Annotated in this window: 12 protein-coding genes; 8 read left to right on the forward strand and 4 right to left on the reverse strand. The window is 33.8% G+C overall.

Translation table 11 applies throughout. The features are described from left to right. Positions 1-68: 68 nt before the first annotated feature. On the forward strand, positions 69-2,498 hold the full coding sequence (locus RB619_RS18240) for a DUF5916 domain-containing protein (RefSeq protein ID WP_308100146.1): 2,430 nt from the start codon (positions 69-71) through the stop codon (positions 2,496-2,498). Positions 2,499-2,637: 139 nt separating this feature from the next. Then, positions 2,638-4,155, forward strand: coding sequence for a 2,3-bisphosphoglycerate-independent phosphoglycerate mutase (gpmI, locus tag RB619_RS18245; protein WP_308100148.1), 1,518 nt, complete (start codon positions 2,638-2,640; stop codon positions 4,153-4,155). A gap of 236 nt (positions 4,156-4,391) precedes the next feature. Here the strand turns inward: gpmI and RB619_RS18250 are convergent, their stop codons facing one another. Further along, positions 4,392-5,642, reverse strand: a complete 1,251-nt coding sequence (locus RB619_RS18250) for a DUF445 domain-containing protein (protein WP_308100149.1) — start codon at positions 5,640-5,642, stop codon at positions 4,392-4,394. A 198-nt stretch (positions 5,643-5,840) separates the two neighbouring features. On the opposite strand from RB619_RS18250, the gene map reads away from it, so the two are divergent. The 6 genes from map to apaG all read left to right on the forward strand — a co-directional run bounded on the left by map (position 5,841) and on the right by apaG (position 12,781). After that, on the forward strand, positions 5,841-6,659 hold the full coding sequence (gene map / locus RB619_RS18255; RefSeq protein ID WP_308100151.1) for a type I methionyl aminopeptidase: 819 nt from the start codon (positions 5,841-5,843) through the stop codon (positions 6,657-6,659). 67 nt (positions 6,660-6,726) lie between these two features. Continuing rightward, positions 6,727-7,101 (forward strand): GxxExxY protein, encoded by a 375-nt coding sequence (locus tag RB619_RS18260; protein ID WP_308100153.1) that lies wholly within the window; start codon positions 6,727-6,729, stop codon positions 7,099-7,101. Positions 7,102-7,182: 81 nt separating this feature from the next. After that, complete coding sequence (locus RB619_RS18265; RefSeq protein WP_308100155.1) at positions 7,183-7,956, forward strand: methyltransferase domain-containing protein; 774 nt, start codon at positions 7,183-7,185, stop codon at positions 7,954-7,956. Between the two features lie 116 nt (positions 7,957-8,072). Continuing rightward, positions 8,073-10,973, forward strand: coding sequence for a DEAD/DEAH box helicase (locus RB619_RS18270; RefSeq protein ID WP_308100156.1), 2,901 nt, complete (start codon positions 8,073-8,075; stop codon positions 10,971-10,973). An 82-nt stretch (positions 10,974-11,055) separates the two neighbouring features. After that, complete coding sequence (locus RB619_RS18275) at positions 11,056-12,315, forward strand: DUF5103 domain-containing protein (RefSeq protein ID WP_308100158.1); 1,260 nt, start codon at positions 11,056-11,058, stop codon at positions 12,313-12,315. Between the two features lie 79 nt (positions 12,316-12,394). Next, on the forward strand, positions 12,395-12,781 hold the full coding sequence (apaG, locus tag RB619_RS18280; RefSeq protein ID WP_012023834.1) for a Co2+/Mg2+ efflux protein ApaG: 387 nt from the start codon (positions 12,395-12,397) through the stop codon (positions 12,779-12,781). Here apaG and pdeM read toward each other — a convergent pair. The 3 genes from pdeM to RB619_RS18295 form a co-directional block, all read right to left on the reverse strand. Beyond that, on the reverse strand, positions 12,778-13,413 hold the full coding sequence (pdeM, locus tag RB619_RS18285; protein ID WP_308100161.1) for a ligase-associated DNA damage response endonuclease PdeM: 636 nt from the start codon (positions 13,411-13,413) through the stop codon (positions 12,778-12,780). The genes apaG and pdeM overlap by 4 nt on opposite strands. A 6-nt stretch (positions 13,414-13,419) precedes the next feature. Further along, positions 13,420-15,879, reverse strand: a complete 2,460-nt coding sequence (locus RB619_RS18290) for a ligase-associated DNA damage response DEXH box helicase (RefSeq protein WP_308100163.1) — start codon at positions 15,877-15,879, stop codon at positions 13,420-13,422. Between the two features lie 183 nt (positions 15,880-16,062). Next, positions 16,063-17,664 carry an ATP-dependent DNA ligase gene (locus tag RB619_RS18295; protein ID WP_308100165.1) on the reverse strand — a complete coding sequence of 534 codons (1,602 nt, stop codon included), beginning with the start codon at positions 17,662-17,664 and terminating at the stop codon, positions 16,063-16,065. Between the last annotated feature and the right edge of the window lie 86 nt (positions 17,665-17,750).

Genomic DNA, 17,750 nt, shown 5'->3' on the forward strand with positions numbered 1-17,750 from the left:
ATTAGAATAATTAATAGTCTATTAATGCAGTAATGCCTATTTAATCCGCGATTCTTTTTTAAAATTTCATGAAAAAATTAGTTTTCTTAAGTCTTCTTTTATCCACTTTTTGGAGTTACAGCCAGAAGAAAATCCTTCAGGCTCAATCAACTGTGGAATCTATTTCGATTGACGGAAAACTAGATGAAGCCGCTTGGGAAAACGCGCCTATTGCTACCAATTTTATCATGTTTGAACCTGATAATGGAAAAGCAATTCCCGACGGAAAAAAAACAGAAATCAAAGTTCTTTATAATAATGACGCCATTTATATTGGCGCCATGATGTATGATGACGAACCAAATAAAATTTTAAAAGAAATCTCCCAGCGTGATAATTTTGGAACAGCCGATATTTTTGGTGTTTTTGTAAACGGTTTTAATGACGGTCAACAAAATTTTGAGTTTTTTGTTTCTGCTGCTGATGTTCAAGGGGATTGCATCATGACGGATGCTATTGGCGAAGATTATTCTTGGGATGCTGTCTGGCTCAGCAAAGCCAGAATTACAGACAAAGGCTGGATTGTCGAAATTAAACTTCCGTACGCGGCTTTACGTTTTTCGGCAGAAAACAAACAAACCTGGGGAATTAATTTTTTCAGAGAAGTAAAACGCGAACGTAAAAAATATACTTGGAATTTAATTGATACTAAAATAGGGACTTTTACGCAGCAAAATGGTGAATTGGCTGGAATTGAAAACATCAAACCTCCTACTCGATTGTTCTTTTTGCCTTATGCTTCTTATTATTTAAATGCTGCAGATGGCCAGAAAACGTATGGCCAAATGAAAGGCGGTATGGACATTAAATACGGAATTAATGATGCTTTTACACTTGATGCTATTTTAATTCCAGATTTTGGACAGACAAAATATGACGATCGAATTTTGAATCTAAGTCCATTTGAACAGCAGTTTAATGAAAATCGTGCTTTTTTTACAGAAGGAACTGATTTGTTTAAAAAAGGAAACATCTTTTATTCAAGAAGAATTGGAGGAAGTCCGTCTATTGATCCCGCTTTAAATGACAATGAGGAAATCATTGAAAATGTTCAGAATGTTAATCTTATCAATGCTTTAAAAGTTTCAGGAAGAACAAAAGAAGGATTAGGAATTGGGGTTTTAAATGCTGTTACTGAAAAAACATATGCAACTATAAAAGATACTCTTTCGAACGAAACAAGACTTGCTATTGTTGAACCTTTGACAAATTACAATGTTTTAGTTCTAGATCAGCGTTTCCGCAAAAACTCATCGGTTACTTTTATTAATACCAATGTTACCCGAAACGGACATTATAGAGACGCGAATGTAACAGGATTGGCTTGGGACTTAAATACAAAAGCAAACACATACAGTTTATATGGAAATGCAAAATACAGCCATATTAATAAGGAAGAAGATAAAAACGGCGTTTATACCACAATTGGTTTTGCAGAAACAAGTGGAAAATACCGTTACAGTGTAGGTTCTGATTTTGTGACTAAAGGTTATGATCCAAATGATCTTGGAATCAACTTTTACACCAATTATTACAATTTTTATGGCAATGCCAATTATAGAATCCTAAACCCAACAAAGCTTTTCAACAGCTTTAGAGTCAACTATAATATGTATGCCGAATTCAATAAAGAATCTGGACTAATTCAAGACAACAGCATTAATGTGAATGTAAACCTGACAACTGTAAAAAACCATTATTTCGGTATGGGATTTACTGTTTATCCTATGGAATCTCACGACTATTATGAACCTCGAGCCGATAACAGATATGTAATTATTCCGAGAAAGTTCGAATCTTGGGCAAGTCTTTCAACGAATTACAACAACAAATTTGCATTAGACTTAAATCCATCGATTTCAATTGCCGACGAACCGGGAAGAATGGCTTACGGGGTCGATGTTGGTCCGAGATATCGTTTTAATGACAAGTTACTTTTGACTTATTATTTCAGCTTTTTCAGAAAAAACAACAACAAAGGTTATATCGACAATGTAGATGGAGACAACAATGAAAGCACTCCAGACAATATTGTTTTTGCTAATCGAAATGTCATCACGTATTCCAATACGCTTGGCGGAAAATATGCTTTAAACAGTACAATGACTTTTAATTTATCAGTGAGGCAATATTGGTCGTATGCCGAAAATAAAGACATTTTACAATTAGAACAAGATGGCACACTGACGCCTTATCCAGAATATACCGATAATAAAAACTCTAGTTTTTATTCTTGGAATGCCGATTTATCGTATTCTTGGTGGTTTGCACCAGGAAGTCAGGTTTCAGTTTTATACCGAAATAATGCTGATAATTTTGAGCGCGTTATTGACAAACAATTCAAGGACAATGTAACGGCTTTGCTGAATAATGAGGCCTTAAAACATGTTTTTTCAATCAGTGTGAAATATTTTATTGACTATAATGCTGTCAAAAATAAGCTTAGAAAGAGAGCTTAGCGTGAATTAATTTTAAAAAATAAGTGCTTCTTTAATTAAATTATTATTTTTTAATACGCTTCATTTTATTAAATATAAATGTAGCGTGCTCTTCTTGCAAAGTATAGAAATGATTTATCTTTGTAGAAAACAAAAAGTAATGAACAAAAAAGTTATCCTTATGATTTTAGACGGTTGGGGAAAATCTCCTGACCCTAAAGTATCTGCAATAGACAATGCAAATGTTCCTTTTATAAACAGTCTTTACAAAAATTACCCAAGCGCTCAACTTAGAACCGACGGATTAAATGTTGGTTTACCTGAGGGGCAAATGGGAAACAGTGAAGTTGGACACATGAATCTTGGTGCCGGAAGAATTGTATATCAGGATTTAGCCAAAATTAATTTAGCTGTAGCACATAAAACTTTAGCCAAAGAACAAGTTTTAATTGATGCTTTTACTTACGCAAAAGAAAACAATAAAAAAGTACACTTTTTAGGATTAGTTTCTGATGGAGGTGTTCACTCTCATACTTCGCACCTTCGCGGTTTAATTGATGCTTCTCAAGAATATGGATTAGACCAAGTTTACGTTCACGCTTTTACAGACGGACGTGATGTTGACCCAAAATCTGGAGCAAAATACATTCACGATTTAGACGAATACATTAAAGATACTCCGGTGAAAATTGCTTCTATTGTTGGTCGTTACTATGCAATGGATCGCGACAAACGTTGGGAACGGGTTAAATTAGCTTACGATTTACTTGTAAACGGAGTTGGAACGCCATCTAAAAATGCTGTTGCAAGTGTTCTTGCCAGTTATGAAAAAGAGGTTACTGATGAATTTATCGAACCAGTTGTTATTGTTGATGAAAGTGAAAAACCATTAGCAACCATTGTTGAAGGCGATGTTGTAATTTTCTTCAACTTTAGAACTGACAGAGGACGTGAACTTACTGAGGCGCTTTCGCAGCAGGATTTCCACGAACAAAATATGCATAAACTAAACTTGTATTATGTAACATTGACAAACTACGACGAAACGTACCAAAACGTAAAAGTGGTTTACAATAAAGATAATATTACCGAAACACTTGGTGAAGTTTTAGAAAAAGCAGGCAAAAAACAAATCAGAATTGCTGAAACTGAGAAATATCCACACGTGACATTTTTCTTTTCTGGCGGAAGAGAAACTCCTTTTGAAGGCGAATCTAGAATTTTAAGAAATTCTCCAAAAGTAGCTACCTATGATTTACAGCCAGAAATGAGCGCTTACGAACTTGCTGATGCTCTTGTTCCTGAATTAAATAAAGGCGAAGTTGATTTTGTTTGTTTAAATTTTGCAAACGGAGACATGGTTGGACATACTGGAATTATGGAAGCGGCAATTAAAGCTTGCGAAGCTGTTGATGCTTGTGCCAAAAAAGTAATTGACGCCGCTCTTGCAAACAATTACACTACAATTGTAATTGCAGATCACGGAAACTGCGAGACAATGATTAATCCTGATGGAAGCCCAAATACTGCACACACAACAAACCCAGTGCCGATTATTTTAGTAGACAAAGAATTGAAAAATATTCAAAATGGTGTTTTAGGTGATATCGCTCCAACAATTTTAGAATTAATGGGAGTGCCGCAACCAAATGCAATGACTTGTCATTCGTTATTATAATCTCTTAAACCATATAAGTTATATAAGTTCATTTTAAACAGAACTTAAAAAAATCTCGCAAAGGCGCTAAGTCGCAAAGAAAAATAAACTTTACGTCTCTGCGTCTTTGCGAGAACTATTTTATACCAGAATGTAAACCTTAAAAAAGTGCAATTAAATTTATGCTTCTTATATGATTTTTTCTTTTCCCAAAGGAAACAGTACGAATTTATATTTACTTATATCACTTATATGGTTTAAAAAACAAAATGATAAAGCTGCTCAACACCATAAATCACAAGCCCAATAATTCCTCCAACTAAAGTTCCGTTGATTCTGATGTATTGAAGATCTTTTCCAATTTCTAATTCTAATTTTTCAGAAACCTCTTTTCCGTCCCAGCTTTTTACAGTTGACGAAATCAAATCTCCAATTACTTTTTTATTGTTCAAAAGAATCGAAAGCATGTCATTTTTGATAAAATTATTGATTTTGTCAATCATAACCGGATCTTCTTTGATTCCGTTTCCAAAAGTTTGAATCAAGCTCGAAATACTGTTTTTTATTGATGACTCATCTCCTTTTTCTAAATCATTTGTAATGGAAAGTTTTATTTCATCCCAAATTCCGTTGATGTAATCCTGAACTTCTTTTTTGCCAACAAAACCCAAAATCATATCGTTAATTTTGACTCTCATTTCTTCGGAGTTTTTTACCTTTTCTAAGAAGTTGAAAATGTATTCATCGATTTTTAAACGTACTGCACTTTCCGGTTTTTTGGCTTCATTTAAAAAATCTTGCAGACCATTAAAAACACCTTCCGTAATACTTTTATCGGCCAATCCAAAACTCAAAAATGGTGTCGATGCTTTTACTTTTTGTCTTATTAATTCTTTGTTGTTTGTCAATTCCTCGCTCATTACTTCGAGAAGATTGGTCAGCATTTGATTTTTTAAATCTCCTTTTTGTAACGGCTCTAATGCAACGGCAACCCAATTTCCAAAATTTATTCCTTCGATTTTTTCCTTAAACTGAACCTGAATAAAATTTTTAACATCCTCGTCTTTTATCGTTCGTAATATTCCCGGAATAATATTTACCGAAACTACATTAGCAATTTTATCGGCGTTTTCTTTCTGTGAAAGCCAATCTGAAGCTTTAGTCGCAAAGTTGAATTCATCTAGTTTGATTTCTAATTTTTCCTTATCCAGAAATTCTTCAGAAACGAAATTCCCAAGGTTTTCTCCAATTTCATTTTTCTTGGTTGGAATAATTGCCGTATGCCAAATCGGAATTCCAAGCGGATGACGAAACAAAGCTACAACTGCAAACCAATCGGCAATTCCGCCCACCATTGCGGCCTCGCTAAAAGCCTGTAAAATTGGAATTTTAAAGTAAATTGCAATTATAAAAAGAAACACCGCAAAACCTAAAAGCGACAAAGCCGTTGCTTTCATTTTCTTTAATGCTTTTATTTTAGCTATATCTTGATCTGTAGAAATTTCCATGATTTTGGCATTTTACTACTAATTTATGGCTTTTTTCTGAGATAATAAATTAAAAAAGTTTGCCACGAATTTCACGAATTTACACGAATTAAAATTTAATGGAATTATTCACACAATACAATTAGTGATAATTCGTGAAATTCGTGGCGAAAAAAATAATATAAAATTGTACTTTTGCGGACTGAAAATCTGAAAAATATGATTATCCAAAAAACTAGAGAGGAAATCGAGTTGATGCGCGAAAGTGCTTTGATCGTATCTAAAACATTAGGAATGATTGCTTCTGAAATTAAAGAAGGAGTTACTACATTATATCTTGACAAATTAGCTGAGGAATTCATCCGTGATCACGGTGCTGTTCCAAGTTTTCTTGGCTTGTATGATTTCCCTAATTCACTTTGTATGAGTCCGAACGCTCAGGTTGTACACGGAATTCCGAATAATACGCCTTTAAAAAGCGGAGATGTTATTTCGGTAGATTGTGGTGCATTCAAAAATGGATATCATGGTGATCATGCGTATAGTTTTGAAATTGGCGAAGTTGCTCCGGAAGTGAAAAAACTTTTGAGAGTTACTAAGGAATCATTGTACGTAGGAATCAGAGAATTTAAAGCTGGAAATCGCGTGGAAGATGTTGGAAATGCGATTCAGAAATATACGGAAGCTCACGGTTACGGAGTTGTTCGTGAATTAGTTGGACACGGTGTTGGACAAAAAATGCACGAAGAACCAGAAATGCCAAACTACGGAAAACGCGGACGCGGAAAACTTTTCGTTGAAGGAATGGTTGTGGCTATTGAACCGATGATTAACATGGGAACAAGAAATATCAAACAATTAAAAGATGGTTGGACAATCTTAACCGCTGACGGAAAACCAAGTGCGCATTTTGAGCACGATGTTGCCTTAATTGATGGAAAACCAGAATTATTATCGACTTTTCAATACATCTACAAAGCTTTAGGAATCGAAAGCAATGAAGAAGATGAATTCAGACAAATACCACTTATTTTATAACACTAATTTCACGAATTATCACGGATTAGTGTTATGATAAAAATTACACTAAAACGAAATAAAAATAATGAGTGAATTGTATTTAAGAGAAGAATCCTATAAAATTATTGGGATTTGTATGGAGGTCCATAAAATATTAGGAAAAGGACATAGTGAAAAGGTTTATGGCGATGCTTTAGAATATGAATTTCAAAAAAATGAGATTCCGTATAATCGAGAATTAAGATATAATATCGTTTACAAAGAGATTATATTGCCGAGTTACTATTTTGCAGATTTTGTTGTTTTCGATGAGATCATTTTAGAACTCAAAGCAATTGCAACATTAACAACAAGTGAAATTAAGCAGACATTAAATTATTTAGCTGCGTCACAAAACAAACTTGGCTTGTTAGTCAATTTTGGAGAAGACAGCCTTAAATACAAAAGAATAATACTTTAACCCAAATCAAAAGTTCGTGAAATTTCAGCATAACGTTAATCCGTGTAAATTTGTGAAATTCGTGTTCAAATTTATTTAACTGTGAAAAAACTATTTAAATTAGTACTTAATACAATCCCGCGCCCATTATTAATTCGTTTGAGTTATGTGGCGCGACCAATTTTAGCTTTATCATTAAGAGGAAGCCGATTTACTGATCCGATTGACGGAAAAAGTTTTCGCTCTTTTCTTCCTTACGGATACGGGAAACAGCGTAATAATGTCCTTTCGCCTAGTACGCTTTCTTTAGAAAGACATCGTTTGCTTTGGTTGTATTTAAATGATCAAACTGATTTTTTTACAGCTCCAAAAAAGGTTTTACACTTTGCTCCAGAACAAGCTTTTTATAAACTTTTCCGCAAACAAAAAAATCTGGATTACACAACAACCGATTTATTTTCGCCTTTGGCAGATGTAAAAGCAGATATTTGTAATCTTCCTTTTAAAGACAATGAATACGATGTCATTTTATGTAATCACGTTTTAGAACATATTCCGGATGACACGAAAGCAATGCAGGAATTATTCCGAGTTTTAAAACCGGGCGGAATGGCGATTTTGCAAATTCCACAAGATTTAAATCGTGAAGTTACCTTTGCAGATGATTCGATTACAGATCAAAAAGAACGTGCAAGAATATTTGGTCAATATGATCACGTTCGTATTTACGGACGCGATTATTTCGACAAATTAAGAAGCATTGGTTTTATAGTAATAGAAGAAGATTATACTAATAAAATTGCACCAGAGTTGGTAGAGAAATATTGTTTGGCAAAAGGAGAAATTATTCCACTTTGCTTTAAACCAGAAAATTAATTTTTCCACCATATAAGTAATACAAGTTCATTTAAAAAGTTTTCAGAATAGCCCTATTTTGAAAACTTTTTACTTTTATAAGCCTAACCAAAATCATACCAACCAAATCTCAAATCTTGGAACCTACAAAACCATTTCAATTTTGTTTTGACATCAGTTTTGACAAAAATCTTAATGCCTTTATTCCAACTGTTTATATTGTTGAGAATACTACTGAAATTAAATATCTGGACAAAAAAGCAACTCCTGGCGTATTGGAAAGCTTTGGAATTGTTTTAGAAAATTTAGATTCCAATACCAAAAAAATACTAAATGCTTGCGAATCTTTGAAGCCTGACTTTATTTTCAAGAAATTCAGTGCCAAAATCAAATCGGCAAAAACGATTATGGATCTGCAAAAGGATTCTAAAATTGAGTTTGCCATTCGTCAACATTTAAAATTTCATTTAAGCTCGTTTTACAGTTTAATTGTTCAGGAACAATTTCCGTTGTCAATTAATCTTGGTCCCGAAAAAGATTTTTATCGTTCGAGAGTTGATGTAAATCCGCTCTGTTTTGAACCTCAAATTCAATTTGACAAACACGACGAAGGCATTACTTATACGCTTTCTTTAAAAGAAAACGAAACTTCTTTTTTGCCAATGAATAGCAATGTTGATATTCTTCTAGACGAACCGGGCTGGTTGATTATCAATAAAAAATTAGGTCAGTTAACAGCGCTTAATGCTAAAAAATTAATGCCTTTTTTAAAGAAAAAATCAATTGAAATTCCATCAAAATTAGTCGATGATTATTTCAAAAGTTTTATTCCTGAAATAGCTAAAAAAATTGACATTGAAGCAAATGGTTTTGAAATCGAACTTCGTGATAAAATCATTTCGTGCACGATTCAGCCTGTTCATGACTTTTTCAAAAACTGTTATTATCTTAATCTTTATTTTGATTATGATGGTTATTCGTTTGATGCTTCCAAAAGAAAAAAAACACATTCATTTGTGGATTTTAGCGTTGCCAATCAGCCAAAAATTATCCAATTTAAAAGAAATACAGACGAGGTTTTATATACAGACAAATTAGCTGAACTTGGTTTAAAAATAATCAAAAATGAATTCTTCGGATTGAATTCAGAAACAGAAAACCCTGATCCTTTTGTCAATATTCAATTTGTAATTGATCATAAAGAAGAACTAGAAAGTTTAGGTTTTACTATTCAAAATTTAAAACTCGAAAGCAAAGAAATCATCACAGCAAATCATACTGTTTCTGCATCAAAAGACACTAGCGGAGATTGGTTTGATATCAAAATCATCATTACAATTGGGAATTATAAAATCAATTTCAGCGAAATAATTCCGAATATAAAAAGTAAAGAAAGACTGTTTTTACTGCCTGATGGAAACTACTTTTTAATTCCGTTAGAATGGTTTAGTAAATATGGTTCTTTGGCCAAATTAGCCAAAACTGAAACCGGAAATCTTCTTTTGCGAAAAAGTAATTTTACTGCTTTGGATGCCATTCCGGAAATTAAAGATGATGTAACTTATAAAGCAGAATATGTTGCTTCCGACTTATTGAAAGCCACTTTAAGACCGTATCAAATTGATGGTGTAAAATGGCTTTTGGGACATTTTAATTCCAATTTAGGTGCCTGTTTGGCTGATGATATGGGACTTGGAAAGACGTTGCAGACTTTAGCCGTTTTGGTTGCTGTTCAGGAACAATTAGGTTTTACCACGAAAACCACCAATTTCGATTTATTCGCCAACGAAACTACCATCGAAAGAGAACCGCTTAAAGCCTTGATTGTTTTACCTTCTTCATTGGTTTTTAACTGGTTTAATGAATCTGGGAAGTTTACTCCCCATTTTTCAAGAATGCAATACGTGGGCAATGACAGAAAACAATTAGCAAGCCGATTAGCTTCAACCGATTTGATTTTTACCAGTTATAGTGTTATTCATCGTGATATTTCAATTTTAGAAAAATATGATTTCCGTTATTTGATTTTGGACGAAAGTCAATACATCAAAAACAAAAATTCTAAGATTTTTAAAGCCATTAATAAAATAAGTACAGCTCATAAAATTGCTTTGAGCGGTACCCCGATTGAGAATTCGCTTGATGATTTATGGTCGCAAATGCAATTTATAAATCCGGATATTTTGGGAACTTATAATTTTTTCGCAGAAAACTTTAAAATTCCGATTGAGAAAAAACAAGACGAAAATAGTTTAGCCGAATTGAAAAATCTGGTTCAGCCTTATATTTTGCGACGAACCAAAGAACAGGTTTTAAAAGATTTACCCGAATTATCAGAGCAGATTTACTATTGCGATATGGATCCCGAACAGGAGAAATTATACGAAAAAGAAAAATCGAAAGCACGTAACTTTTTACTGAAAACCGACGGATCAAATCCTGATAAAATCAGCATTATCAATACTTTGATGAAGTTGAGACAATTGAGTAATCACCCAAAAATGGTTGATTTGGAGTCAGAAATTGATTCGGGAAAATACATTGCTGTTACGAATTATCTGGAAAATTTGGTGAAAGGAAAACAGAGAGTGATCATTTTCAGTTCGTTTGTTACTAATTTGAACTTTTATACGGATTGGTGCAAAGAAAACAAAATACAATATTGCGAAATTACCGGCGAAACTCCAGCCAGTAAAAGAGAACAAGAAGTAAAGCGTTTTCAGGAAAAAGAAGAGCCTTTGTTGTTTTTTATTTCGCTTAAAGCGGGAGGTGTTGGTTTGAATATTACCAAAGCTTCTTATGTTTTGTTTTTAGATCCTTGGTGGAATCCTTTCGCAGAAAAACAAGGCGTTGGACGAGCGCACCGAATTGGACAATTGAATAAAGTAAATGTGATTCGTTTTATTTCGAAAAATACCGTTGAAGAAAAAATTATCAAATTACAGGAAAATAAAAAACTGTTGTCGGATTCTCTTTTAGAAGAAAGTTTTGTAAACGACGAAATCGAAACCAATCTGGAATATATTTTAGGTTCGTAATAAATTGTTTTTTTAACCAATAAATTGGCATCTTCTTACGTTTAATAAAATTCTTATATTTACAATCTTACAACGTAATAAGATGCCAAAATTTTTATTTCAAAGTTTTCTTTTCCTTTTAATTTTTACTTCGGCGAAAGCCCAAGAAGTTCAAACAGAAATAGCTCCTCCCTATAATATTAAAACAGCTTCATTTGTTCAAAATGACAGTAATGTGGTTCCGATTTTTGAATTGGGCTCCGTTTTTTCATTTCAATTTGATGATTTATTTGGCAACGAGGCCAATTATTATTTTGAAGTAGTTCATTGTGACTACAATTGGATTCCGACAGATATTCCGAAAACCGATTACGTTCGCGGTTTTGACAATCAAAGAATTACTGATTTATCAAATTCCTTTAATACGCTTCAAGGTTATTCGCATTATAAACTTTCTTTCCCAAATCAATTTACAACGCAATTGCGAATTTCAGGCAATTATATGCTGAAAATTCTCAATGAAGACAAAGATGTAGTTTTTTCAAGAAAATTTGTTCTTTACGAAAATCACTCAACTGTTGCCTGTCTCGTAAAGCGAAGCCGAAACCTCAGCAATATTGATTTTAAGCAAAATTTGGAATTTACAATACTTTCTAATGATATTGTTTTTCAGACACCGTTGCAAAACGTAAAAGTGCTTTTGATGCAAAATGGCGATTTCAATACAACTATCAAAAATATTCAGCCTCAATATACCATTGGAAACCAAATGGTTTACAAATATGATAAAGAAACACAGTTTTGGGGCGGAAATGAATTTTTGTATTTTGAGAATAAAGATATTCGCGCGGCGAGCAATAATGTGGCAAGAATTGGAACCAATAATGATGTTTACAGCTCTTTTTTATACACCAATCATGCGAGAGGAAATCAGATTTACACTTTATATGAAGATGTAAATGGCAACTTTGTAGTTAAAAACATTAATGGCTTCAATCAAGATATTGAAGCAGATTATGCTTGGGTTTATTTTAGTCTTTCAGCGCCAGCTTTTCAATTAAACAAAGACATTTATATTGTTGGAATGTTCAACAATTACAGTCTTTCACCAGAATACAAAATGGATTATAATTCAGAAAAAGGAGTTTTTGAAAAAGCCGTTATGATCAAACAAGGTTTTACGAATTACCAATACAGAGTTGCTGATAAAAAAGGCGTAATTGATTACGAAAATGCGGTTGATGGAAATTTCTACCAAACTGAAAATGAATACACCATCTTAGTTTATTATAAAGAAAGTTCTGACCGTTACCAAAGAGTCATTGGAAAAGGAAACGGAAACTCAATAAACATCGTTAATTAAAACAATGTTAACGTTTTCACTTCAATCATTTTTTTTCGTAGCTTTGTGCCTATAACTCACACAGATTTACTAGGTTAGTATGGTTTCTCAAATTACACGAGGCATAAAAATATCGGTTTTGACTAGTTTTGAAGGCACTTACTTCAAGAACTACAAGATTCACTTTGCTTTTAGTTACGTAGTTACGATCGAAAATCACAGTAAAGACTCTGTTCAATTAACTTCTCGCCATTGGGAAATTTTTGATTCCTTAAATGACTTAGACATTGTTGACGGCGAAGGCGTAATTGGCAAAAAACCAGTTTTAAAACCGGGCGAAAATCACACTTATAGCTCTGGCTGTTTATTGTCATCTCCTTATGGTGCTATGAAAGGTCATTTTAATATGATCAATTTTACTACAACTAAAACATTCAAAGTAATTGTTCCTACTTTTAGAATGTGTGCGCCTTTTGCATTGAATTAAGACATCGCAATTTCTATTACTTCTTCGTTTGTAATCGCATAAACTTGGTCATTTTCTTCGGGAATTAGATAAAAATTACCTGTAAATTCTCCAAAAGAAGGAAAAATCATTTGATGTGGTTTTCTAAAAAAACAAGCTAAACTCAAAAATTGTCTGCCCATTCCTTTTAATTTAATACCGGGATGAATGTGTCCACAAAAATTAAAAAAGTTTTCTTTTTCTGAAGGATGATGTGTAAGCAAAAAAGTATCAATTATTAATTCCGAATAAATTTCGATATTCAAATCATCATAATATTTTCTTGAAATTATATCGTGATTGCCTTCCACTAAAATAATTTGCTGAGAAATAGTTTTAATCCAATCTGCAAAAATGTTCCATTCGTTATTGATTTTACTGTGGAATAAATCGCCGAGAAAAATAATAATTTCAGCATCAAATAAATCCAAAACTTCATTTAATCTCGTAAAATTTTCCAAAACTGCTTTCTCCGGAATCGCCATTCCGTGTTTTCTGAAATGCGCGATTTTCCCCAAATGCAAATCAGAGATTAAGAGGATTTTCTTTTCTTCCCAAAATGCAGAACCGGATTGATGTAAAGTGAAATTTTGATTATTGATACTAATTCTCATGCTTGTTTATTTCATATAACTCGCTGTCATTTTTTTTATTCTTTCCTGCAAAGTTTCGCTGGATATTTTTTCTCGCAAACGATCTGTAATAATCGGGAAACTAAATGGCGTTGGTTTCTTGCATTGTTTCCAAATAATATTTTGACTGTTAATTCGCTCCATTGCCTGAATCAAACGGCCTTCTTCTAACTGATGTTCAAAGGTTTCGATAAAAGCCTGTTGCAAAAGTAAATTATCAGGTTCATAATCTCTAAAAACTTCAAAAAGCAATTGTGAACCACTTTGCAAATGTTTTGTTTTAACTGGTTTTCCGGGCATTCCAGTAAAAACCAAACCTGCGATTACAGCAATATCACGAAATTTTCGGCGCGCCATTTCGGTTGAATTTAAACTTTTCTGCAAATCGTGATGGACATATTCCGTAGAAAACAAATTATTATCAAAAACCGACTGCATATCAATTTCTTGATCCGAAAGCAATTCGAATCCGTAATCGTTATACGCCAACGAAAAAGTAATTGGCGACAATAAACTGATTCGATACGAAATTAAACTTGCCATTGCTTCATGAACATAACGTCCTTCGAAAGGATAAAAAATGGCATGAAAACCTTCTCTTGTTTTAAAGGTTTCAATTAAAAATTCATTATTATTAGGCACAATACTTTCCTTTCTTTGTCTGTCAAAAATGGGTTTTAAGGCTTTTAATTCTGGAGTTAAATTGTCTGTGTTTGCGGTATATAATTCTTCCCGAAGCAATTCACTCATTTGTGCTGATAACGTCATTCTTCCTCCCATCCAACTTACGACTCGCGCTGTTTTTTTAGGATCAGCTTTTCGAACTAGAACCTGCATGTTTTTAATTTGAAACAATTCGAGTCGCCTTCCGGCAAAAGTAAAAACATCGCCTCGTTGCAGTTTTGAAGCAAACCATTCTTCGATTGTTCCTATAAAACCGCCACTTAAAAATTTTACGTTTAAAACTGCATCGCCTACAATGGTTCCCATTTGCATTCGATGATGCATGGCAATAAAACGGCTGTTAATTTTATAACGTCCGTCTTCCTCGATTTCTACTTTTTTGAATTCGTCGTAGGCTTGTAAACTCTGACTTCCGTTTGTGATGAAATTCAAAATCCAATCCCAGTTTTCTTTAGTTATGTTTTGATAGCAGAAAGTTGTTTTGACTTCTTCAAAAATTTCATCGGGAAAAAATCCGTCAGAAACGGCGAGTGTATTCAGATATTGAACCAAAACATCCCAACTGTTTAAATATGGCATTCGGTCTTCGACAACGGTTTTAGCAACTGCTTTTTTTAATGCAGAAGCTTCAATTAGTTCCATAGCATGTGTGGCAAGAAAATAAATCACACTTTCTTTTCCCGGCTGATGTCCGCTTCTTCCTGCTCTTTGCAAGAATCGTGCAACTCCTTTTGGTCCACCAACTTGGATAATCGTTTCAACAGGCGCAAAATCAACCCCAAGATCTAAACTAGAAGTACAAACCACGACTTTTAATTCTTCATTTCTAATGGCATCTTCCACCCATAAACGAGTTTCTCTGCTGATACTTCCATGATGCATCGCCATTTCTCCGGCAAATTCTGGATATCTTTCTAAAATCGCCTGAAACCAAATTTCGCAGGCCGAACGTACATTGGTGAAAATCAAAGTTGTTTTACTTCTTCGAATGATTTTGGCAACCTCATCAATTAAATGCAAACCCATATGTCCGCGCCACGGATAGGTTTCCATTTTTTCAGGCAAAATCGATTCGATTTTTATTTTTTTATTGATGTGTGCTTTTATTAAAACGGAGTTTTTATACGCTTCTGTGTCATGCCCTAGCAAAACTTCTTGCGCTAATTCAAGATTCCCAATTGTGGCTGAAATTCCCCAAATTCGCATTTTTGGTGCGATTTTTTTTAATCGCGAAAGCGCCAATTCCATTTGAACGCCACGTTTAGTTCCCATTAATTCGTGCCATTCGTCAACTACGATAGCACCGCAATTGGCAAATGTTTTCTCATATTGTTTTGATGCTAACAGAAGCTGTAAACTTTCGGGCGTTGTAATTAAAAGATCGGGCATTTTGTTTTTCTGCTTCGTTCTTTCGCTTTGCGAAGTATCTCCGGAACGAATTCCGACAGTTAATGGTAAATCTAAATCGGTAATAATTCGTTCTGCGGCTTGCTTTATTTCTACAGAAAGCGCTCGCAAAGGCGTAATCCAAATGGCTTTTAATCCGGGCTTGTGTTTGGTTTGATAATCGGGATTTTTTTTAAGATAATCGAGAACTACAGGAAACCATAAGGCATAGGTTTTTCCGCTTCCGGTTGGAGCGTTTAATAAACCATTTTTTCCCTGCAGAAAAGCCGTCCAGGTTTGTGTCTGGAATGGAAAAGATTTCCAACCCTGACTTTTAAACCAGTTTTCAGCTACTACATATAATTCGTCCCTGTTCATTTATAATGTTTTGACTCATCGCATAATTAATTTAGACACATAGAAACATAGTTTGTAAAACCGCATAAAGGCGTTTCACTTGCATTAACAAACATAGCTATGTGTGAAAATCTAGATTTTTTTTTTAACTCTTTTTCAGCATTAAGAACTATGTTTCTATGTGTTTAAAAAAAATTCAACGTATTACGAAATCATATTTTTTAAATCTTCAATCGTATTCGCTTCTTCTATTTTTTTGTCTTGTCGCCATCTCAAAATTCTTGGGAATCTTGTTGCGATTCCGCTCTTATGCCTTTTGGAAAGAGAAATTCCTTCGAAACCAATTTCAAAAACCAATTGTGGCGTCACGCTTCGGACTGGGCCAAAACGTTCTAAAGTATTCTTCTTTATAAAGTCATCCACTTTCCTAAATTCAGCATCAGTCAAACCGGAATACGCTTTTGCGAAAGTTACGAGTTCTTTTTCTCCATTTTCATTATTCTGCCAAAGCGCAAAAGTATAATCTGTAAATAGATTTGAGCGTCGTCCGTGTCCTCGCATGGCATAAGTCAAAACAGCATCAATTACCAAAGGTTCTATTTTCCATTTCCACCAATCCCCTTTTTTTCTTCCAACTTGATACGGAGAATTATTTCGTTTAATCATCAAACCTTCGCTTTTCATTTCGCGGGCACGTTCTCTTTCCTTCGCTACATCTTCCCAAGAAGTTAAAGTAACTCGTTTTGAAAGCTGAAAAGATTTGGTTAAATCTTTTATTTCATTGTATAAATCTTCTAACAATTTTCTTCTTTCTATATACGGTAAATTTCGAATGTCTTTTCCTTCCCATTCTAAAATATCATACGCTTTTAGAATAACTGGAACTTTTTCAAGCAGATTTGCCGATATTGTTTTGCGTCCAATTCTGACTTGTAAATCATTAAATGTTCCGATTTCCTTTTCAGGAAAAGCTAAAATCTCTGCATCAATTACAGTTCCGTTCGGAATCAATCCGACGAAAGATTTAAACTCTGGATATTTATCGGTAACCAGCTCCTCTCCTCTTGACCAAATGTAAATTTCGTCATCTCGAATAATCGTTTGCGAACGAATTCCGTCCCATTTATGTTCAATCGACCAATCTTCTGGATTTCCTAAATCTTCGACTTCACCTTCAATTGGATACGCCAAATAAAACGGATACGGTTTTGATAAATAATCGGAGCTTTTTTCATCTAAAATCAATTCCTGAAACGTGATCGTATTCGGATTCCAATTTCCCATTAATTTATAAGCCAAAGCATCTTCATCTACATTTTCTGCTTTTGATAAAGCTCTTGTCATTAATTTTTGGCTTACGCCGATTCTGAAACTTCCGGTAATTAATTTGGTAAAAACGAAACGTTCGTAATAATTGAGCGTTTTCCAATTTTCATGCAAATATTCTTTTTTCTCCGAATCGGTTTTCTTTTTTAAAGCAATGATTTCCTGTAGAAATTCTGTTAAACTTTTATCAGAATGTTCTTTTGTAGTTGGAATTATTAAGGCAATGGTTTCGGCCAAATCGCCCACAATATGATAACTTTCTTCAAAAAGCCATAACGGAATATTAGCGAGTTCGTTTGCCCAAAGTCTTAACAAAGTAGTATTAACAGGTCTTGCCGGACGACGATGCGAAAGAATGGCAATTGTCCATACTTTATCTTCGGGCGATGCATTTTTAAAATACGTCGTCAGCGCGTCGACTTTTACGTTCGTTTTATTTGAACTGTCAAGTGTTTTTATAAGTTGGGCGAAATTTTTCATTTACATCATAATATTTAAACTCGTTGCGCATAATTTTTAAACACATAGAAACATAGGTTTTAATGCTAAAAAAAGAGTTTAGAAAA

Origin of the sequence: Flavobacterium sp. LHD-80 (assembly GCF_030929605.1) — a bacterium.
GTDB lineage: Bacteria > Bacteroidota > Bacteroidia > Flavobacteriales > Flavobacteriaceae > Flavobacterium.